Annotated in this window: 24 protein-coding genes and 1 pseudogene; 17 read left to right on the forward strand and 8 right to left on the reverse strand. The window is 35.4% G+C overall.

From position 1 onward, the window contains the following. Window position 1: 1 nt before the first annotated feature. Window positions 2–1,723 carry an ABC transporter ATP-binding protein gene (locus HYB91_RS08880; protein ID WP_002694158.1) on the forward strand — a complete coding sequence of 574 codons (1,722 nt, stop codon included), beginning with the start codon at window positions 2–4 and terminating at the stop codon, window positions 1,721–1,723. 70 nt (window positions 1,724–1,793) lie between these two features. On the opposite strand, the gene HYB91_RS08885 is transcribed toward HYB91_RS08880, so the two are convergent. Next, window positions 1,794–3,380, reverse strand: coding sequence for an ABC transporter transmembrane domain-containing protein (locus HYB91_RS08885; RefSeq protein ID WP_002677193.1), 1,587 nt, complete (start codon window positions 3,378–3,380; stop codon window positions 1,794–1,796). Next, window positions 3,364–4,977 (reverse strand): ABC transporter transmembrane domain-containing protein, encoded by a 1,614-nt coding sequence (locus HYB91_RS08890; protein ID WP_253719479.1) that lies wholly within the window; start codon window positions 4,975–4,977, stop codon window positions 3,364–3,366. The genes HYB91_RS08885 and HYB91_RS08890 overlap by 17 nt, the downstream gene beginning before the upstream one ends. Window positions 4,978–5,122: 145 nt before the next feature. On the opposite strand from HYB91_RS08890, the pseudogene HYB91_RS13015 reads away from it, so the two are divergent. The 6 genes and pseudogenes from HYB91_RS13015 (at window position 5,123) to HYB91_RS08925 (ending at window position 9,132) form a co-directional block, all read left to right on the forward strand. Then, window positions 5,123–6,495, forward strand: a pseudogene (locus HYB91_RS13015) (MATE family efflux transporter). Beyond that, window positions 6,474–6,659, forward strand: coding sequence for a hypothetical protein (locus HYB91_RS08905; RefSeq protein ID WP_002677185.1), 186 nt, complete (start codon window positions 6,474–6,476; stop codon window positions 6,657–6,659). Before HYB91_RS13015 ends, HYB91_RS08905 begins: the two are co-directional and overlap by 22 nt. A gap of 27 nt (window positions 6,660–6,686) precedes the next feature. Then, window positions 6,687–7,832, forward strand: a complete 1,146-nt coding sequence (locus tag HYB91_RS08910) for an immunity 26/phosphotriesterase HocA family protein (protein WP_002677183.1) — start codon at window positions 6,687–6,689, stop codon at window positions 7,830–7,832. Next, window positions 7,822–8,292: a GNAT family N-acetyltransferase gene (locus HYB91_RS08915; RefSeq protein WP_002677181.1), complete on the forward strand. Its 471-nt coding sequence runs from the start codon at window positions 7,822–7,824 to the stop codon at window positions 8,290–8,292. Before HYB91_RS08910 ends, HYB91_RS08915 begins: the two co-directional genes overlap by 11 nt. Before the next feature lie 71 nt (window positions 8,293–8,363). Then, the gene (locus HYB91_RS08920) at window positions 8,364–8,549 is read left to right on the forward strand and encodes a hypothetical protein (protein WP_002677179.1); all 186 of its coding nucleotides are present in this window, start codon (window positions 8,364–8,366) and stop codon (window positions 8,547–8,549) included. Between the two features lie 34 nt (window positions 8,550–8,583). Next, a complete protein-coding gene (locus tag HYB91_RS08925; protein WP_002677172.1) occupies window positions 8,584–9,132 on the forward strand; it encodes a PH domain-containing protein in 549 nt (182 codons plus the stop codon). A gap of 239 nt (window positions 9,133–9,371) precedes the next feature. Here the strand turns inward: HYB91_RS08925 and HYB91_RS08930 are convergent, their stop codons facing one another. Beyond that, on the reverse strand, window positions 9,372–9,779 hold the full coding sequence (locus HYB91_RS08930; RefSeq protein WP_002677176.1) for a hypothetical protein: 408 nt from the start codon (window positions 9,777–9,779) through the stop codon (window positions 9,372–9,374). Between the two features lie 106 nt (window positions 9,780–9,885). On the opposite strand from HYB91_RS08930, the gene HYB91_RS08935 reads away from it, so the two are divergent. Together HYB91_RS08935 and HYB91_RS08940 are read left to right on the forward strand one after the other, a co-directional pair. Then, on the forward strand, window positions 9,886–10,071 hold the full coding sequence (locus tag HYB91_RS08935) for a hypothetical protein (protein WP_002677174.1): 186 nt from the start codon (window positions 9,886–9,888) through the stop codon (window positions 10,069–10,071). 34 nt (window positions 10,072–10,105) lie between these two features. Then, window positions 10,106–10,654, forward strand: a complete 549-nt coding sequence (locus HYB91_RS08940) for a PH domain-containing protein (protein ID WP_002672164.1) — start codon at window positions 10,106–10,108, stop codon at window positions 10,652–10,654. A gap of 239 nt (window positions 10,655–10,893) precedes the next feature. Here the strand turns inward: HYB91_RS08940 and HYB91_RS08945 are convergent, their stop codons facing one another. After that, window positions 10,894–11,301: a hypothetical protein gene (locus tag HYB91_RS08945; protein ID WP_002677176.1), complete on the reverse strand. Its 408-nt coding sequence runs from the start codon at window positions 11,299–11,301 to the stop codon at window positions 10,894–10,896. Window positions 11,302–11,407: 106 nt separating this feature from the next. On the opposite strand from HYB91_RS08945, the gene HYB91_RS08950 reads away from it, so the two are divergent. The 3 genes from HYB91_RS08950 to HYB91_RS08960 all read left to right on the forward strand — a co-directional run bounded on the left by HYB91_RS08950 (window position 11,408) and on the right by HYB91_RS08960 (window position 13,468). Continuing rightward, window positions 11,408–11,593 (forward strand): hypothetical protein, encoded by a 186-nt coding sequence (locus HYB91_RS08950; protein WP_002677179.1) that lies wholly within the window; start codon window positions 11,408–11,410, stop codon window positions 11,591–11,593. A 34-nt stretch (window positions 11,594–11,627) separates the two neighbouring features. Further along, window positions 11,628–12,176 (forward strand): PH domain-containing protein, encoded by a 549-nt coding sequence (locus HYB91_RS08955; protein ID WP_253719480.1) that lies wholly within the window; start codon window positions 11,628–11,630, stop codon window positions 12,174–12,176. 164 nt (window positions 12,177–12,340) lie between these two features. Then, window positions 12,341–13,468 carry an RtcB family protein gene (locus HYB91_RS08960; RefSeq protein WP_002677170.1) on the forward strand — a complete coding sequence of 376 codons (1,128 nt, stop codon included), beginning with the start codon at window positions 12,341–12,343 and terminating at the stop codon, window positions 13,466–13,468. 27 nt (window positions 13,469–13,495) lie between these two features. Here HYB91_RS08960 and HYB91_RS08965 read toward each other — a convergent pair whose 3' ends face one another. Then, on the reverse strand, window positions 13,496–14,974 hold the full coding sequence (locus HYB91_RS08965) for a hypothetical protein (protein ID WP_002677169.1): 1,479 nt from the start codon (window positions 14,972–14,974) through the stop codon (window positions 13,496–13,498). A gap of 259 nt (window positions 14,975–15,233) precedes the next feature. Between HYB91_RS08965 and HYB91_RS08970 the strand changes: the two genes are divergently transcribed. From HYB91_RS08970 to HYB91_RS08980, 3 genes are all read left to right on the forward strand, one after another. After that, window positions 15,234–15,869: an SDR family oxidoreductase gene (locus HYB91_RS08970; protein WP_002677168.1), complete on the forward strand. Its 636-nt coding sequence runs from the start codon at window positions 15,234–15,236 to the stop codon at window positions 15,867–15,869. A 112-nt stretch (window positions 15,870–15,981) separates the two neighbouring features. Further along, the gene (locus HYB91_RS08975) at window positions 15,982–16,416 is read left to right on the forward strand and encodes an Rrf2 family transcriptional regulator (RefSeq protein ID WP_002677166.1); all 435 of its coding nucleotides are present in this window, start codon (window positions 15,982–15,984) and stop codon (window positions 16,414–16,416) included. A gap of 37 nt (window positions 16,417–16,453) precedes the next feature. Further along, entirely contained in the window at window positions 16,454–16,909 is a 456-nt protein-coding gene (locus HYB91_RS08980) for a GNAT family N-acetyltransferase (RefSeq protein ID WP_002677164.1), read from the forward strand. A gap of 18 nt (window positions 16,910–16,927) precedes the next feature. On the opposite strand, the gene HYB91_RS08985 is transcribed toward HYB91_RS08980, so the two are convergent. Next, a complete protein-coding gene (locus HYB91_RS08985) occupies window positions 16,928–17,707 on the reverse strand; it encodes a glycerophosphodiester phosphodiesterase (RefSeq protein ID WP_002677158.1) in 780 nt (259 codons plus the stop codon). 101 nt (window positions 17,708–17,808) lie between these two features. On the opposite strand from HYB91_RS08985, the gene HYB91_RS08990 reads away from it, so the two are divergent. Beyond that, a complete protein-coding gene (locus tag HYB91_RS08990; protein WP_002677156.1) occupies window positions 17,809–19,137 on the forward strand; it encodes an MFS transporter in 1,329 nt (442 codons plus the stop codon). Between the two features lie 31 nt (window positions 19,138–19,168). Here HYB91_RS08990 and HYB91_RS08995 read toward each other — a convergent pair whose 3' ends face one another. Both HYB91_RS08995 and HYB91_RS09000 read right to left on the reverse strand, forming a co-directional pair. Next, the gene (locus tag HYB91_RS08995) at window positions 19,169–19,453 is read right to left on the reverse strand and encodes an acylphosphatase (RefSeq protein WP_253719481.1); all 285 of its coding nucleotides are present in this window, start codon (window positions 19,451–19,453) and stop codon (window positions 19,169–19,171) included. Next, window positions 19,446–20,255 (reverse strand): PHP domain-containing protein, encoded by an 810-nt coding sequence (locus HYB91_RS09000; RefSeq protein ID WP_002677152.1) that lies wholly within the window; start codon window positions 20,253–20,255, stop codon window positions 19,446–19,448. The genes HYB91_RS08995 and HYB91_RS09000 overlap by 8 nt, the downstream gene beginning before the upstream one ends. Window positions 20,256–20,387: 132 nt before the next feature. Between HYB91_RS09000 and HYB91_RS09005 the strand changes: the two genes are divergently transcribed. After that, window positions 20,388–20,774, forward strand: coding sequence for a YbgA family protein (locus tag HYB91_RS09005; RefSeq protein WP_002677150.1), 387 nt, complete (start codon window positions 20,388–20,390; stop codon window positions 20,772–20,774). The last annotated feature ends 1 nt before the right edge of the window (window position 20,775 follow it).

Below are 20,775 nucleotides of genomic sequence, written 5' to 3' on the forward strand. Positions count from 1 at the left end.
AATGAAAAAGAAATTACAAAAATTATTTGCAGTTACCGAGCATGGTGCTCGGGATTTGGTTACGGCTTCGGTATGGTCGGTGTTTTCTAACATCGCCTATATCCTGCCGATGTTTTTGATTATGTTTTTTTTGCAGGGCTACTTTGAAGGCTCGCTCAAAAGTGCTTACTTTTATACAGGCCTTATTGCGGCCATTGCGGTGGTAATGTACATTCTTTTACATGTAAATTATAACACGCTGTACACGGTAACTTTTAAAGAATGTAAGGAGCTGCGAATCGAAATTGCAAACCGCTTAAAAGCATTGCCGCTTGCATATTTTTCCAAACACGATATTTCCGATTTGTCGCAAGCCGTTATGGCGGATGTCGCAACTCTTGAACACGCATTGAGCCACGCCATTCCGCAAACAATAGGACTGGTAATTTATCTTTTAATTATCGGCACAATGATGATTATAGCCCATCCGGCCTTGGGGCTTTGTGTCTTTGCACCGATAGTAGTGAGCTTTATCCTGCTTATTTTATCAAAGAAGATTCAAGTGCGGGAAACCACAAGAGACTTCCACAAACAAAGACAACGTTCCGAGTTTTTCCAAGAAGCGATTGAGCTTCAACAGGAAATTAAAAGCTACGGCCGCACGGATACGGTTGCAGAAAAATTAAACCGCAATGTCGATGAAGCTGAAAAACTTCACCTATCGGTTGAAGCCCATCAAGCGATTCCGCTCAATATCGCACTTGCAGCACTAAAGTTTTCTGTCGGGATAACGGTCTTTTTCGGTTTAAAAATGTACTTAGCCGGAACCGCCTCTCTTCTGTACTTTATCGGCTATGTCATTGCCGCCTCGCGCATTATCGATGCAGTTGCAGCTGTCGAAGCAAACCTTGCAGAGATTATGTACATTGATTCACGCGTTAAGCGTATCAATGAGCTGCGAGAAACCGAAGTACAGGAAGGCTCTCCCGCAAACTTACAAAAATACGGCATCGAATTTAAAGATGTTGAGTTTTCTTATAATGACGGGCAAAAAATTATCGACGGCATTTCTTTTACGGCCGAACAAAATCAGGTTACGGCTCTTGTCGGTCCTTCGGGCTGCGGAAAGACAACCGTACTCCGTTTGGCCTCTCGTCTCTATGATTACAACAAGGGACAGATTCTCATCGATGGAAAGGACATTGCAAAAATCGACACGGACAGTCTTTTTGAAAAGATTTCGATTGTATTCCAAGATGTAGGTTTATTCAACACATCGATTATGGAAAATATCCGCGTCGGAAATAAAAATGCTACTGATGAAGAAGTAAAGGAAGCCGCCCGTCTTGCAAACTGTACCGAGTTTATCGAAGCCCTGCCCGAAAGCTGGAATACCTTTGTCGGAGAAAACGGCAGCCGTCTTTCAGGCGGAGAACGCCAGCGTCTTTCGATTGCCCGCGCCTTCTTAAAAAACGCCCCCATCATTATATTGGACGAAATCAGTGCATCCCTCGATGTCGAAAACGAAATGAAAATTCAGGAAAGTTTAAATAAACTTATCAAGGATAAAACAGTTATCATCATTTCGCACAGATTAAAGTCCATCGAAAATGCAGATAAAATTATTGTCATGAACGAAGGCAAAATAGAAGCGGAAGGCAAACACGCGGATCTTTTGCAAAAATCCGAATTGTACAAAAACATGATTGATAAGTCTACAGCCACGGAAAAATGGGTGTATTAGTTTAATCGGTTAATATTTAATTCGTAATGGATAATTACAATAAGACTGTAATTATCCATTACTCCAACCATCAAGCTCCTATCTTCCAGAGGGAAGAGGCTTTTTCTTTGATCCTTTCGTTAAGCTGATGGGTTACGATAAAAACTTTTTTATCATCTAGACTTAAAATAATGTCTTCGACTCTTTCTATATTTTGAGCATCTATATTTGCAAAGGGTTCGTCGAAAATTACTACAGGCGTATCCCTCAAGAGGGTGCGCACAAAGCTTAAACGCTTTAACTCACCGCCTGAAAATTTGTTTTCGATGTGGGTAAAGTCCATATTTAAGGCTTCCGTATTTGCGAATTTTTCCAAACCCAATTTTTCCATTAAGTCGAATATTTTTTCTTCTGCAATATCTTCGCCTAATGTTAAATTGTTTTTTAAGGTATCATCAAAGAAAACGGCTTCTTGGGCTAAAAACGAAATAAGATCTGACCTGTTTTTTATGGAATGAATATTTTTTCCATCCAATACTATGTTTCCGCCTTTAGGTTTTAATAGACCTAAAAGAATTTTCATCGCAGTAGATTTTCCGCTTCCACTTTCTCCGTAAATGATATGTATACCCTTGTCGGTAAATTTTTTATTTACATTTTGAAGAACAGGCAGCTCACTGTAAGCATAACTTACATCATTAAACGATATATCGCCCGAAGAAATATCGGCTTCAATCTTTTTTTCTTCCGGTTCCTTAACTATCAAGGTCTTATAACCTTCAAAAATAACCTTACTCATAATAAAGCGGTTCACATACATAGAGATATAATAAACTTGAGACCTTAGCTGTACAACCAAGCCGTTAGCCATCATAAACTCCGCTATGCTTAATTCATTTTTATTAATCATATAAACGCCGTAAAAAGCAACTGCAATTATACTTAATTGAGATGCAAAAAATGAAAGACTCTGTGATGCAACATTTGCTGCTGAAACCGAAAATTGTTTTTTTGCCAGCTTTTCTACCGATTTATTTAAGAGGTTTTGAAAACGGACTTCACTTCCGTAATTTTTTATTACCTCAAAGCCTTTTAACCAATCGGAAAATTCTCCCATGTGCTCATTTACGCTTTCTATGGATTCGGATTGAGTTTTATCCAAGAGCTTTTTAAAAACTTGAGGAATAATCGAAGTAATAAAAATAAAAAAGAGCCCCGCAATAGCCAATTTTATATTAACATATAAAAATAAGGCAGAAGCAAAAACCGTTTCCATAAGAATCTGTCCCATCCCATAGAAGGACTGATAGTATATTCCGTCGAGAGAAGGAAGCTGTTGTTGATAATAAGAAATTTTCTTCCCTTCTTCAATATTATAGAATTCTTCATAGTCGGCTTTTACCCAAGAATGAAAAAGACCTTGCCGTAAAAGTTTCAAACGGTTTGTTTTAAACCTGCCGAAAAAATAAGAATAAAGCCCGTGCGCTCCTCCCCTCACCAGTATTGCAACAAAATATGCAGATACAAAGATAATTATTTTTTCAATATCCTTGCTTACGGCAGAATCGGCTATTTTTCCGCTTAGCCATGAAAAAGCCGTAACGGCGGCTGTCGAAAAAATTAAAAATAGAAGAGCCAAAAATATAAACGATTTTTCAAGATTAGACAGCTTCTTCATATAATCTCCTTTCAATTGTATCAAATTTATAAATTCGATCAAACATTTTTTTTGTTTCTGCATCTGCAATGTGCGAAATAATTATTACGGTAGAATCCTTTATACCGAAAATTAATTTTTTTACCCGTTCAATATTTTCATCATCGATATTGGCAAGAGGTTCATCGAATATCATTATCGGGCGTTTATGCAAAACAGCTCTTGCAATACTTATGCGCTTTTTTTCTCCGCCTGAAAAACCGTAAGTTTCCCCTATGACGGTTTCCTTTAAATATTTATCTTGCGTGTACTTATTTAAACCTAAGGAATCAAGAACCTCTTTTACTCTTTCTTCGCTTATGTCTTTATCTAAAAACAAATTATCCAAGAGATTCATTTTAAAGATATAGGCTTCTTGTTGCTGAATCGAAATTATATCGGCAATATTTTTTATTTTTTTCGGAGCAGCTCCGCCTATTGTAAGCGAACCGGAATCCGGAGCATACATTCCCAAAAGGAGCCGCATTATCGTAGACTTTCCTGAACCCGATTCTCCTAGGATCAAAATTTTTTCGTTTTGCTTAAATGTAAAATCGGTATTATTTAAAACCTTCTTTTCATTATATGAAAACGATAAGCCTACAGCATCAATGTTAAATCCGTTTAAGTTTCCTATTTCGCCTGTTTCCGTTTTAGCATCTATAAATTCAATCATTGCATCACGGACAGGACGGGAAGAAAAGAAAGTCTTTAATAAGTTCGCTGTCCAATACATGGGCCTGGACAGAATTGCGATTAGGCTCATTATGGTATAAAATTCTCCGATAGAAAAAATACCCTTATAAACATAATATGCACAATAAGCCGTCATAAGCAAATTAACGATAGCCGATACAAAAAAACTTACCCCTATCTCAAGACAACTTACATTTATGGAATCCATTTGTTTTTTTCTTAAAAATTCGTTTATCTTATCGTATCTGAAAATTATATATTGCTCACAAGAAAAAACTTTTATAATATCAATTCCTTTTAACCAAGTTCTCACAGCTGAAAAATGTTTTTCGACTGCCTCCATCTTTTCTTTTGAAACCTTAGCCAAAATCTTTTTTAAAACAGTCGGAACAATAAGAGGAATCATTAATAAGAGAACGGTAACAATGGCCGCCTGTATATTTATTGTCAAAAGGGTTATTACCGTTACCGAGAATATCAAGACACTGTCGGCCAAAGCCGTCCAAACATAAAAATACTGAGTACGTATCACATCTATCTTATCCGTATAATCGGCACTTATTTTTCCTTCAGGGATGTTGATATATTCTCCTATCGTTTTTTTAAGAAGGGCATCAAAATAAGTTTTCCGTAAATCGGCCTCGGCAGTTACCACAAGTTTCGATTTTACAAGACTGTAAAGATAAGAAAATAAAGAAGCAAAGACCATCGCTCCTAAACACAAGAGCATCAAGGTATAAAGAGAATAAGCGGTTTTCCCTAAGGCCGTATCAAGAAGCTGCCCCTTCCATAGTTGAAACTTCATCGTAAAAAACAAATCGATTCCGCTTAAAACAAAAAAAAGCACAAAATATACTTTTCGTTTTATGATAAACCTAAACAATTAAGGCCTCCTTTCGTAAGCATAAGCTAACATTTAGAATTATAACAGCTTATCTGACTATTGTCAAGAATTGATTTGAGAATAGAAAAAACTATTGACAAAGACAGCTAAATTCCGCATTATATGATTTAGGAATTTTTACAATATGGAAAATGAAAAGCAAAAAGAATTTATTTTAAACGGAAACTTGTGGAAGGTTATTTTTGATCTTTCATGGCCTGCCGTTATTGCAATGATTTTACTGGGAGCAAACAATGTACTGGACGGAATCTTTGTCGGACATTTTGCCGAAGAAGGAGCTTTTGCGGGTATCTCGGTAGCCCTGCCTCCAATCATAACGATAATAGGTTTAGGTATTCTCATAGGCTCGGGAGCCGGAACTTTGTTAAGTATTGCAATCGGTGCGGAAGATAAAAATATTCAAAAAAAGATTTTAGGCAATGTCAATTTTTTGACACTTATAATAAGTGTAATCGTAATGACTTTAGGATTTTTTTTTCGGAGCAAACTCTTTTTTTAATGGGCGGAAGAGGCAATGCCCTAATACATGGAGGCAAATACTACCGCACCATTTTATGGGGCACTCCGATTTGGATATATGCCATTGCTCTTAATAACCTCATCCGTTCCGAAGGAAAAATGAAAACCGCAGCGGCAATTATGGGGATAAGCCTGATTGTAAATGGATGTGCAAATTATACACTCATGGTGATTTTTAGTTTCGGCATAAAAGGTGCCGCCATAGGAACAAATATCGGTATGGCGGTACAAGCTATCATCAGTACCGTTTATTTTGCAAAAAAGAAAATCGATTCTCCTGTTTCCATATTTACAATCAGAATGGACGGAGAAATTATATCTAAGATTATTTCGATGGGGTTGGCGAGTTTTATAATGCAGTTTATGGGAACTATTCAAATGCTTTTAGTTTTAAATGTATTAAACCACTACGGTTCACAGGATGACATTGCCTTTTACGGAATCATTACCCGCATCTTTTCATTTATACTACAGCCGATAGGGGGCTTCATGATTGCCCTCTCTCCCATGATAGGAATAAATTTCGGAGCAGATAAAACGGAACGTCTTATTTCAGCTTTTAAGAGATTTGTATTTGCAGCCCTTATTTTGATAGCTCCATTATGGATTTTAATACTTATCTTCCCTCAAACATCGGTTTCCTTGATGATGAAAAATCCGCACTTAAGCATTCACAATATTTCCTATTTTAGGATTTACATGGCTCTCCTTCCGGTTATGCCCCTAGTCTTCTTTGCCCTAGCTTTTTTTCCTGCCGTCAACAAAGGAAAGCTCAGTTCAATATTGGGGATTTTACAGCAAATCGTGTTTTACATTCCGATAATGTTGATCCTTCCTATATTTATCGGTATCGCAGGGATCTATTATGGTACATTCCTCATTGAAATGCTGAGTGCAATACCCATATCTATTTTGATAATACGGGAATTCAGACTTTTGAGATCGGGCATAACAAAATGGCAAAAAAAATTGAAATGACCAGGCTTGTAGACATTTCTAAAAACATAAGCAATAATATGAATGCGATCAATCAAAAATCAAATCTTATTGCAAGCGAGATAGACAGAGCTATGAACATGACCGAAGAGAACAAGCAGGCCGTTTCTAAAATATTTTCATATCTGGAGAGACTGGTTATATAAAATTTTACCGGCTTGAGGAGGAAAAACATGACTAAACAATTTATTTTAACCAACGAGCAAAGAAAATATCTGGGTTTAAATCCGATTGAAGAGCACTGGGAAGTAATGGATATAAAAGGCACCCTCTATTACTTTGATGGCGATGTTATCAAAAAAGAAATATCGGCATCGGACTGTGAAGGCGAGGCTTTTTACTATAAGGAAAATGAGCTTAATATTGAAACCGCCGAAAACAGAACCATTGTACTTCCTAAAACGGCAAAAGGAAAACCGAAAAAATTAAACTTTACAGCAACTCAATCATTTAGAGGAATAGGCTTATATTTTTCATTTGGAAGCAGATATGTTTGCATAGGAAACTACACCACACAAAAAACATATTATTCCGAAAGGTTAGAAGAAAGCAAGGCTTCGGCTCTCAATTCTTGGATTGAAAAATGGATAAAGGAAACATCGAAAGAAGATTTAGCAGATTTGGAAAATTTTAAAAATGAAAAAAGAGAGCATCAAAAATATAAGGAAGGGGATATCTTTGCTTTTAAAATAGGAAGACGCCAATACGGCTTCGGTAAAATTTTAATCGATATTGTTAAATTAAGAAAAACACCCGAATTTAAAAAGAATAAAAACTACGGTCTTAACAATTTGATGGGCACAGCTTTAATTGTAAAGGTCTATCATAAAATAAGCGACAGCATCAACATTGATCTTGATGAATTGGAAAAAAACTTATCCCTCCCTGCTCAGCCCCTTATGGATAACAATATCTATTACGGCGAATATAAAATTATCGGAAACAAAAAAGTTACGTATCAAGACTTAAATGATGCTCCGATATCGACAAGCGAGAGTATAAATTATCAAGATAGAGATATTGCCTATCTTCAATACGGCTTGATATATAAAGAAATGTCTTTAAAAGAATATGCTCTATACGAGGATGAAGACTGGTATCATAAAAATTACAGAGCGGAATTAATAGGTTGTTTCTTGGAGATAGACAAATTGGAAGAATGTATAAAAGCAAAATCAAACACTCCATTTTATCCCGCAGCCGGCGGCAGCTTAAATAATCCGGCAAACAAAAAAGATAAGAATGCAATTTTCAAAGTCTTCGGTTTGGACGGCGATCTTGATTATGAAGGGAATTTAAAGCTGTCACATGAAAACTAACCACCCTACTCCCGATAATATTGAATTTAAAGAGGTTACTCCCGATAATTGGAGAATAATCAATTCTCTTTCCATAAAAGAAGAACAAAAAAATTTTGCAGCCTCAAACGTTACAATCCTTGCAAGAGCCTTTGTTTACAGAAAAGAAAATGCAAAAGTTTTTGCCGTATATCATTCGGATAAACCCATAGGTCTTATAATGCAGCGGGATTGGATTGACGGTGAAAAAATTGTCTGTATCATGGATCAATTTATGATAGATAAAAAAAGTCAAGGAAGAGGTTTAGGAAAAGCAGCTTTACAAAAATGGCTTTCAATGATAGAAGCCGAGAAAAAATATTCATGTATTCAGCTTTGCTATGTTGAAGGAGATATAGCTGCAAAACGCCTCTATGAAAATTTCGGCTTTTATGAAATCGACAAAGACGAAGATGAGATTATAATGCAGAAGGATTTATAAATAAAAATTAGTTTATACAATACTTATTCACAGCGATTGACAGAATAGATATTTTATGCTAAGGTCAGCTTATGATAGATTTTTTGAGTTTATATTTTTTAAAAAAATTCTCATTAAATGCTTTAGATAAAGAATTGATTATTCCTGACACACTACTTGAAATCGAGTTTTTCGGTAATAATATATTTTTAGGTACACAGCTTCCTCTTTTAACACAAAAAAAATTAAAACAGATGGGGTATACCGGGAAATTTTAGCATATAAAAAATATAGATAAGATGGAGAGATAAAATGAAAACATTGGAAGCAATACAAGCAGAAATTAAAGCTCTAGGCGATGTTGATTTATTTGGAACAAAAAAAGAGGTAACCTGCTTACCGGAAATAATGAAGGATTCTGAACATATTCTTTATCTTACTTCCGGTTTGATGGATGGAACCACATGGCTGATTGTTTGCACAGAAGAAAGAATAATCCTTTTAGATAAAGGAATGTTCTTTGGTATGAAGCAAACTGAAATGTCTTTGGATAAAATCAATTCAATATCATATAATAAGGGTTTGTTGTTTGGTTCAATTGAAATTTGGCATGGTGGAGCAAGAATGATAATTGAAAACTGTACTAAAGAATCAGTAAAACCTTTTGTTGATGCTGTCAATAATGCAATAGAAAACAGAAAGACTAGATCATCGGAAGCGAATGTTCAAAAAGCTGTACAAAATGGATCATCAACTATTGATATTGCAGATCAGCTAGAACGGCTTATTAGTATGGTTGAAAAAGGATTTCTTTCACAAGAAGAATTTGAAACTCAAAAACAGAAATTACTTAATAGTTAATATTCAAAAATATTTTTAATAATATGAACCGACCGGAGTTGATGAAATAGGAATGATGCCTTTTGTTTTATATGAAGCATACCGTAGTGTAAAAGGTAAGTAAAAATTAAAGCGAGCACATGAATTTCTGTGCCCGCTTTAATATGCAAATAAAACGAATCATTTCATAGGAGCAGTCCCATAAAAATCCGGCTAATTCTTTTTACAGGATTAGCCGAAAAATTTTAGCAGTTAAAAGATTAAGGCGAAACAGCAAACAGCTTTTCCGCCAAACCTACACCGCTTTTAGATAAAAATCCGTTTCCGCAAATAATAATCTCATTATCTTTTTGACTGAATAAATCCCTTACTGCATCGATTTGAGGATCGTGCTGAGACTGTACTACAAGCGAAACCGAAAGCTTTTTTAAGCTTTTGTTTACTTCCGCAGAAGGAGTAAACCGCAGGCACAGAGGCGGAGCATCGGCAGGTACCAAATGTGCCGATATGCCCGTATCCCGTTCATCAATCAAACTTATAAGATTTTCAAGACTGAGCATCTTATTACTGCGATGTACCCGACCATAAAATGATTCTCCCGTTTTATCAAAACGGTTCTTGTACAACACCATACTAACCCGGTGCTCGGGAGTTTGAAAATTTATCATTTAAAATTCTCCTTAATTAAAAGATAAAAGAGCAATGAGCTATAAAATTTCTTAATACATATTCACAGTGATTGACAGAATAGATATTTTATGCTAAGGTCAGCTTATGATAGATTTTTTAAATTTATATTTTTTAAAAAATTTCTCATCAAATGCTTTAGATAAAGAATTGATTATTCCTGACACACTACTTGAAATCGAGTTTTTCGGTAATAATATATTTTTAGGTACACAGCTTCCTCTTTTAACACAAAAAAAATTAAAACAGATGGGGTATACCGGGAAATTTTAGCATATAAAAAATATAGATAAGATGGAGAGATAAAATGAAAACATTGGAAGCAATACAAGCAGAAATTAAAGCTCTAGGCGATGTTGATTTATTTGGAACAAAAAAAGAGATAAACTGCTTACCGGAAATAATGAAGGATTCTGAACATATTCTTTATCTTACTTCCGGTTTGATGGATAGAACCACATGGCTGATTGTTTGCACAGAAGAAAGAATAATCCTTTTAGATAAAGGAATGTTCTTTGGTATGAAGCAAACTGAAATGTCTTTGGATAAAATCAATTCAATATCATATAATAAGGGTTTGTTGTTTGGTTCAATTGAAATTTGGCATGGTGGAGCAAGAATGATAATTGAAAACTGTACTAAAGAATCAGTAAAACCTTTTGTTGATGCTGTCAATAATGCAATAGAAAACAGAAAGACTAGATCATCGGAAGCGAATGTTCAAAAAGCTGTACAAAATGGATCATCAACTATTGATATTGCAGATCAGCTAGAACGGCTTATTAGTATGGTTGAAAAAGGATTTCTTTCACAAGAAGAATTTGAAACTCAAAAACAGAAATTACTTAATAGTTAATATTCAAAAATATTTTTAATAATATGAACCGACCGGAGTTGATGAAATAGGAATGATGCCTTTTGTTTTATATGAAGCATACCGTAGTGTAAAAGGTAAGTAAAAATTAAAGCGAGCACATGAATTTCTGTGCCCGCTTTAATATGCAAATAAAACGAATCATTTCATAGGAGCAGTCCCATAAAAATCCGGCTAATTCTTTTTACAGGATTAGCCGAAAAATTTTAGCAGTTAAAAGATTAAGGCGAAACAGCAAACAGCTTTTCCGCCAAACCTACACCGCTTTTAGATAAAAATCCGTTTCCGCAAATAATAATCTCATTATCTTTTTGACTGAATAAATCCCTTACTGCATCGATTTGAGGATCGTGCTGAGACTGTACTACAAGCGAAACCGAAAGCTTTTTTAAGCTTTTGTTTACTTCCGCAGAAGGAGTAAACCGCAGGCACAGAGGCGGAGCATCGGCAGGTACCAAATGTGCCGATATGCCCGTATCCCGTTCATCAATCAAACTTATAAGATTTTCAAGACTGAGCATCTTATTACTGCGATGTACCCGACCATAAAATGATTCTCCCGTTTTATCAAAACGGTTCTTGTACAACACCATACTAACCCGGTGCTCGGGAGTTTGAAAATTTATCATTTAAAATTCTCCTTAATTAAAAGATAAAAGAGCAATGAGCTATAAAATTTCTTAATACTTATTCACAGCGATTGACAGAATAGATATTTTATGCTAAGGTCAGCTTATGATAGATTTTTTGAGTTTATATTTTTTAAAAAAATTCTCATTAAATGCTTTAGATAAAGAATTGATTATTCCTGACACACTACTTGAAATCGAGTTTTTCGGTAATAATATATTTTTAGGTACACAGCTTCCTCTATTAACACAAAAAAAATTAAAACAGATGGGGTATACCGGGAAATTTTAGCATATAAAAAATATAGATAAGATGGAGAGATAAAATGAAAACATTGGAAGCAATACAAGCAGAAATTAAAGCTCTAGGCGATGTTGATTTATTTGGAACAAAAAAAGAGATAAACTGCTTACCGGAAATAATGAAGGATTCTGAACATATTCTTTATCTTACTTCCGGTTTGATGGATGGAACCACATGGCTGATTGTTTGCACAGAAGAAAGAATAATCCTTTTAGATAAAGGAATGTTCTTTGGTATGAAGCAAACTGAAATGTCTTTGGATAAAATCAATTCAATATCATATAATAAAGGTTTGTTGTTGGGTTCAATTGAAATTTGGCATGGTGGAGCAAGAATGATAATTGAAAACTGTACTAAAGAATCAGTAAAACCTTTTGTTGATGCTGTCAATAATGCAATAGAAAACAGAAAGACTAGATCATCGGAAGCGAATGTTCAAAAAGCTGTACAAAATGGATCATCAACTATTGATATTGCAGATCAGCTAGAACGGCTTATTAGTATGGTTGAAAAAGGATTTCTTTCACAAGAAGAATTTGAAACTCAAAAACAGAAATTGCTTAATAGTTAATATTCAAAAATATTTTTAATAATATGAACCGACCGAGCCGGACAGTTTTAGCAGTTAAAAGATTAAGGCGGAAACAGCAAAAAGCTTTTCCCTCACGCAATAGTCTTGTTGTTCTTCATAAAATCCAATTTGACTTTTTATCTCCCTTATGTTAAAATACACTTATGCAAGTAATTGAAGGAACATACAACAAAGCTAGTGTAATGATCGATTCAATCGATTCCGAAACCGAAAAACAAATTAAAACCTTTCTCAATCATAAGGCCTTTGAAGGCACAAATATAGCAATAATGCCGGACTGCCATGCGGGCAAGGGAGCCGTTATTGGTTTTACAATGAATATAGATAAATATATAATTCCAAACATTGTGGGAGTAGATATCGGCTGCGGGATTCTTTCAGCTCGGCTTAATATAAAAAATCCGGATCTTGCAGAACTGGACAGCTTTATCAAAAAAAATATTCCTCATGGAAAAGCCGTTCATAGGAACATAAAAATAGACAATAAAGAATTTGAAGAAGAAATTATAGAAGAATCAAAAAAGGTTCATATGGATGAGGACAGAGCTTTAAAAAGTATAGGGACTTTAGGAGGCGGAAATCATTTTATAGAGCTTGGAAAAGATTCTCAAGGAAGATTATGGCTCACGGTTCATTCGGGAAGCAGAAATTTAGGACTTCAGATTGCCGTCTTTTATCAAAAAAAAGCACAGCAGCTTTTAGATGAACAAAAACTCCTCACACCTGAAGATAAAAATTTGGAATACTTATTTACAGAAAGTGATGAGGGAAAAGCTTATCTAAGAGCAACCTATTTTGCTCAAAAATATGCAAAAGAAAACCGAAAAAAAATGATAGAATTAATCTTACAATTTTTAAATGCTGAAATTGAAGAAACTGTAGAATCGGTTCATAATTTTATAGGTGAGGACGGCATCATCCGAAAAGGAGCAACTTCAGCCGGATTAAATGAAAGGCTTATTATTCCTTTTAACATGCGTGACGGATTTGCATTTTGTGAAGGAAAAGGGAATAATGACTACAACCAATCGGCACCTCATGGAGCGGGAAGAATTATGTCCCGCTCCAAAGCATTTAATGAACTTTCACTAAAAGACTTTCAGAAGGAAATGAAAAGTGCCGGAATATTTACAACAACTGCAACAAAAAATACCTTAGATGAAGCGCCCTCCGCTTATAAAAATAAAAATCTAATTCTAAAACACATTAAGCCGACTGCCGATGTAAAAGATTTTGTAAAACCTATATATAACTTCAAAGCGCCTAATTAGAATAACCCTACAACTCCATAATCTTAATTACCTTCGCTCTATGTATTGCAGGTTTCTAATTACATTACATAATTCTTTTCCATATGAACTGAGAGAGCCGTAGTTATTAATCAAATTCATAGAATTTTTTTCATTCATCAATTCCGGAAAAAATCTTTTATATTGCCCTGATTCATATAAAAATCCGGGATCAAAATCTGTAGGTTTTGCTTCAGGCGCACCGCTATAATATCTTGCCGTAAAATTTTTAGACAATTTATTTGTTTCAGTGCTAAAATAACGCAGCTCTGTTTTTCTCCACGTTCTAATATCGTATAGGACAAAATCATTTTGAGCATAAACGGTAACAAGCTGACTTTGTTCCATTATTATACCGTTATATACAACTCCGTTTATAGTCTTTGATACGTTTTTATTTACAGGATATACAGGTCCGTATATCTCTTTAACCTTTCCATAGTTATCGGAAGGAATCAGAGCTAAATCTGCATCTCGAATATCAATAAGATTAAATATAGAATTAATACCGCCTCTGATAAAAGTTATTTCTATAATTTCTGGCCCTGAGTTTGCAGAAACAAGTTCGGAAGTTATTGCTCTCCGTATTCTATCCTCATCAGTATAATTATTATCCGGCTTCACAATAGCAAGTCTAACTGTAAGCTTACGGTTTACTTCTGCAATTTCTCTTGAAGCTATACCCGGAATTATTTTTTCCGCTTTTTTAAAAGAGGCTTTTGCATGGCGGAAAGCGGTATAATCTTTTAGCTTTAGGTTATAAGAACCTTCTTCAATATAAAAATAAGCAGCCTTTTCTTTTGCAAGCCGGCTTTTTTCCAAAGAGCCCCTATATCCCGAAATCCATGAATTTGCAAGCATATAGTATTCCGATGCTTGAAGAAGATTGTCGGGTTTATTTGTATAAGCCAGAGCTTCGGCCGCATTATAAGCCGTCTCTGCACCCAGCGAATCTATCTCATTATCCAGATGGTGGGAATATTTTTTTGCACGTTTTAAATTAGCTAATGCCTTAGAAATATTTTTAGGATCGTTCCCTGATATCTGCACAATGCGTAAAGCCTCATTGTAAAGAGCTTCCGTTGCTCTAGTATAAGCTGTATCCTTTAAATTGCTGTAATCTCTTGTCTCAAAAACAGCAAATTCTCTCTTTCCCCTTAAGCCTTCGGGATACATTCTTTGAAGAGTAGAAATACGGCTATAAAGCAGCATCCAATCGGAAATATTATCTGCAATATCGGCATAATATATATCGTTTCTTTCAGCCTTGCTAATCATATCCATAATCGATCGCTCAGCCTTAGAGACCTCGGTGTTATAAACCCGTATATAATCATCAGATACATTGCCGCCAATAAGGAGGTCGGCAGCAGATACAGCCCTTTGAACGGGAGTAGAACCGTGAATATACATACTCGCACAGCCTGTCAACAAAACAAACAGACTCACCAAAATTAAAAATAAAGAACATATTTTAGTAGTTTTCATATATACATTATATTAAAAAAAAGAGTATTAGTATACTACCGTTGAAAATCGGACATCCGTGTCAGATTTTCTACTTCGACATACCCGTGTAATTCATAATTTGTAAATAAAAAAAGGACTATATATAAATCTCAAATAAAATCTATAAAAGAATTTAGAAAATTTTAGTTGTAACCATTGACATTACATCTAAAAAAGCTTATACTATAGATGTAACAATAATAGTTACAACTATAGTATTAAAACATTGGAGGTTCTAATGAAAAAGATTGCAATTATTGGAGCAAATGGAAAACAAGGTCATTGTCTTACAAATGAAGCTGTAATGAGGGGCTTTGATGTAACTGCCATCATCCGACAGCCTTGTGCTAAAAACAAAAAGGCAAAGGTTCTACAAAAAGATTTATTTGATCTAAAACCTGAAGATTTGACAGGTTTTGATGCAGTTATCGATGCCTTTGGAGCGTGGACACCTGAAACCTTTGACCGGCACATCACTTCGTTAAGGCATTTATGTGATTGCGTAAAAAATACTAAAATCCGTCTTTTAATAGTCGGAGGAGCGGGTTGCCTCTACACAGATAAGGAGCACAAAACAATCTTACTTAATGCTCCCAATTTCCCTGAAGAATTCCGTCCTTTAGCACAGGCAGAAACGGATGCGTTTCTTGAATTAAAGGAAAGAAAAGATGTTTTGTGGACTTATTTATCACCGCCCTTAGATTTTAAAGCAGAAGGTAAACGTACCGGAAAATATAAACTTGCAGGTAAAGATCTCCCATTCAACTCGAATGGAGAGAGCACAATAAGCTATGCCGATTACGCCATCGCTATGATTGATGAAGTAGAAAATGGAAAATTCATTCAAGATAATTTTTCGGTTGTAAGTTTATAAAATAACGATTCAATAGCCGTCCTATTGTGAGTGTCTAAAAACATTAATTTGACCTATTGTATCTTATATAGTTTTAGTATAAGATGAAAAAGATATTCGGTTAGGACGGCTTATGCAAATAGGAACAAAATTTTCGGTTTCAATTCATATCCTACTCTGCGTTGAATTCTTTAAAGATAAGTATAAGGTAACGAGCGATTTTCTTGCCGAAAGTGTAAAGACAAATCCCGTAGTTATACGCAAACTTATGAGTGCATTAAAAAATGCAGGCCTTATAGAAATTACTCAGGGGACAGGCGGTATTGCACTAAAAAAAAAGGCAGCTCAAATCACCTTCCTCGATATCTTTAATGCAGTAGAATCAATAAAGGACGGAAAACTATTTAAAATACATGACACACCGCCGAATGAATGTCCTGTTGCACAAAAAATAAATTTCTTGCTTGACGGCTATTTTTTGGATGCTCAAGCCACCCTCGAAAAAAAATTAAATTCATTTACACTGCAAAGTATTTTAAACAAGATTAAAGACATTCAAATATCTTAATTGAGGCAAGTAACAGTTAATTTTAAGGAGCAACAAGATGCCGGACTGGATTAAATATCGAATACCTAAAAAACTTTCGGATAATAAAAATAAAAACATTAAAATCGAAGAATTTAATGAGTCTAAACATAAAGATATTATTCCTCAAATATATGCCGATGCCTTTTGCGATAAGGCATGGGAAAGTGATTGGTATAAAATAGATCTTTTTAATCCCGCCTCTTGTTTTATTGCAAAATATAATGAAGAGTACGCAGGTTTTATTATTTCTTTTATAAAAGAAAATTCGGCTTATATCAGTGTTATTGCGGTTCTAAAAAAATATCAAAAATGCGGAATCGGAATATCTCTTATAAATAGAGTTATAAATTATTTTAAAAATCAAGATTTGGAAATTTATCTTGATGTCGAATCAAAAAATAAAACGGCAATAAATTGGTACAACAAGCGCGGATTTATTCAAATTATCGAATCAACAATGACCATGGAGTAACCTATAAAAATGGAAGTCTTAATCTTGATTTAAATCCTGAGGGCGATTGGATATAATCCCCGTTACTCCTTTTTTGATAAGGACCTCGGCTTTTTCTTTATCGTCAACAGTCCAACACCAAGATTCTTTATCTTTCTTTTTCGTAAAGCATTTATAAGAAGGCTTTAAAATATCCGGCCTACAAAATAAAAGCCCCCTGCCCTTTTTTAAAAAAAAGAGATTATCGGGATGATTATCGTATATCAACGCCGTAGGAATATCCGAACATATCTTTGAAAAATATCTTATAGCAAATGGATTAAAAGAAGAAACCAAAAACCGGTGAGGATTGTCGGGTAAAATTTTTAAAATATCCTTTAAAACCTGATAAGTTTTTTCTACAACTCCCTTATATTTTAAGTTATCTATTTTTATTTCTATATCGACATAGATATCGGAGCCTAGAAGTTTTAGGACATCATAAAGTAAAGGAATTTTTTCGCCTTCATATTCTTTTGAAAACCAAATACCGAAGTCATATTTTTGTAATTCTTCCCAAGATAAATCTTCCACTTTTAGATCAGGAGCCTCAATAATTTTTCCGTTTTCATAAATTCTTCCTGTACGCTTAATTGAGGAATCATGAATAACCACAAGTTCTTCGGTTTTGGTTAAATGCACATCCAGCTCCACGCCTGGAATCCCCAGCTCTACAGCCTTTTTAAATGACGCAATCGTATTTTCAGGAGCTAAACTTGAAACTCCTCGATGACCAAAAAGAAGAGGTCTTTTTGCATTAGGCAAAATTTCTTTATGCATATTCCTTTTCCTCATAAATTAAATAATCTTTATTTTTACTATAGCTATTATAGCAAATATAGTTTATACTGTTAAGGTATTAAATAAATATTGGAGAAGCTATGAAACAAAAAGAAGGATTTAGAAAATACCTTCCGATAACTTTTTTAATCGGAGCAGGTTTTTTTACGATGGGACTCATGGATCCATTGTATGACAGTTATGTAACGATTTTTTTAAGCCGTTATATTCCTTTTAAATGGCTTGTCGGAATATTGATGTCTATCGATAATATTCTGGCAATATTATTAATCCCCATCGTTTCGGCATGGTCGGATAGAACCCGTACAAAAATAGGAAGACGAATGCCGTGGATTATAATTTTGCTTCCATTGTCGGCAATTACTTTTAGCTTTATTCCATATGCAGCAAAAAATTCTTTGGCGGCATTGATAATTATTCTTGCCCTTCTGAATTTATTTAAGCAATCGGTGCGTGGCCCCGTAATCGCCTTAATGCCGGACATTGTTCCTGCCGAGTTCCGCTCTCAAGGGAACGGAGTCATAAATACTATGGGAAACATTGCAGCAATAGTGGGAACCTTATTTTTAGCCCGTCTAATGGATGTAGATACTGTCCTTCCAATTATAGGGCATACAAAGGATGTCCTTTCATTTCCGGCAGCGGGTCTTTTAGTTATTCTTGCAACCCTAATGCTCTTTCTTTTTGTAAAAGAAAAAAATGTTCCGCCGCCAGATTCTTCTGAAAATGAAGAAGAAAAAAAAGTGCCGTTTATACAGGCAATGAAAACCGTATTGGCAGGTAGAAAAATCGAAGACGAGGAAAAGCCAGATAAGAGTGCTCTATTTGTTCTTGTTTCGCTTTTCTTATGGTTCCTAGGCTATCAGGGAATGCTGCCATACATCGCGGAGTACAGTATAAAACATTTCGGTGTATCGACAGGACAGGGAGCCTTTGCCGCAGGAATGGTAGGAATAGCCTCAGCCCTATCAGCCATTCCAATGGGCTATGCTGCAAGTAAGTGGGGACGAAAAAGAATGATAAGAATCGCATTGGTAGTTGTTGCGAGTTTGTGTTTGGCTCAATTTTTCTTAATCGAAATTGCAGGTATCTTAGGCCTTGCAGAAGGACAAATAAAATACCTGTTTTGGGGCTTAATGTTTGTATTCGGTATTTTTTGGATCTGTATAATAGCCAACTCCTTCCCCATGCTTTGGCAGATGGCGGGCTTTTCACACATAGGACTTTACACAGGCTTATACTATACATTTTCTCAAGGAGCTGCAATACTGGCCCCCTTCCTTGCAGGTCTTATAATCGACTTTGCAGGGCACAGAGCAGTCTTTGTATACTGTGCATGTTTTTTCCTCCTCGCATGGCTTATGATGGGAAAGGTTACCCGCGGAGAAAAGTACGATAAGGCAGAATAATTTTTTTACGAGGCACAATCGGCAGGTTTAGTTACACTTCAATCCGAAAGTCTGTATAACCTCTAGCCCTTACCTCTTCTGAATTTAGGCTTTCAACACGGGCATAAGGATGCTCGTGCTTGAGAGCATAAAGGAATTCTCCCAAAGTACCGGTATCGGCTTCGGCAATAATTTCAACAGAGTAATCGGCATGGTTTCGAACCCGTCCCTTTACATTGAGGCTCTTTGCAAGAGAACGGGTCCAATACCTGAATCCCACACCTTGAACCCTTCCTTTGACTATAACATGAAGAGCTCTCAAAGTTTCCTTATCCATTGATACTCCGGAAACCGAGGGCTTCGGCAGTATCCATAGGCTTAATCCCAATACTCTCTGCAAAGGCTATTGCATTCCTGCAGCCCAAAATAGTATGCTCGGGGAAATGAGCATCAGAATTACAGATAATCTTTGCCCCCATATCTGAAGCAAGTTCCCAAAATTGCCTAACCGGATAAATAAACTCATCGCGTCCGGCACGTACAATTTTTCTTTTAAAAGTACCGTAGCCGTTTATTTCTATAGGCACATCAAGATCAATTGCCGCCTGAATCAAGGTCTTTGAACAGGCCAGATGGTCTGAATCTATATTTGAAACATCAGCTAAAAAAAGATCGGGATGGGCTAAAAAATTATAAAGACCTGATGACATTCCTTCAATCGTAAAATCAATGTAACCGAAAAGCTCCTTTTTTGTAAGGGTCGGCGCATATTCCAAGCGGCCGTCTACATCATACCAGTGAGAACCCAAAACCAAAAAATCCGACTTCAGTTCCTCCCGCAAAAAATCCTTGTACCAGCTCTTATAGCGGGGATGCCATTCGCACTCAAAACCGAAATATACGGGAAAAGGCGCATCAATGGCAGCTTCTTCTACCATGCTCTTATAGAGGTTTACCTCATATTCCCCCATACGGCAATAATCCCACGAAGAATCGGGATAGGGACAATGGTCTGAAAAACCTAAGGCTGAACAGCCGGCCTTAATCGCTTCTTTTACATAATCGATCGGCTTCCCTTCAGCATGTTTACACAAATAAGTATGGGTGTGAAAATTGCTTATCAAATTATTCGTTTTCATCGGCCTTAATTTTATTTATTATAGAAGCCTTTGTCAATCGGCGAAACTATATACAAAAATATGGAATTTTGTGAAAAAATGCTTGAAAAAAAATGAATCCCATGCTACAGTTAAGCTTTAAAGATAAGATTAATGAATGATAATAAAAAAATCAGCCAAAAGCTCTGGGCGCAAAACAAGTATTTGGTTTTAAGCAAGTCTCAAAAAATTTATAAGGATATAAGAGAGCTTTTAAAAAAAGAAGACATAGCCCCTGATGAAGTGCAGCTCCTAATTGATCAAGCCATTAAACTTGAAGAAAACCCAAAAGAAGTAATCAATTCCCTTCAGCACATATGGGGCTATTTTAAAAATTGCGCAGAAAAAAACGCAAAAGAAAAATTTTTAAATATGATTGAACTATATAAATATGGAAAAATAAATAAAAAAGAAATTTTAATCTATCTTTTAACCTTGCTAAAAAAATATCCTAATAAATATTTAGAAGATTCAAATATTTTTAAGGAAGAGGAAAGTTAAC

This window comes from Treponema sp. B152 (genome assembly GCF_024181665.1).
In the GTDB taxonomy this organism is placed as follows: Bacteria; Spirochaetota; Spirochaetia; order Treponematales; family Treponemataceae; genus Treponema_B; species Treponema_B denticola.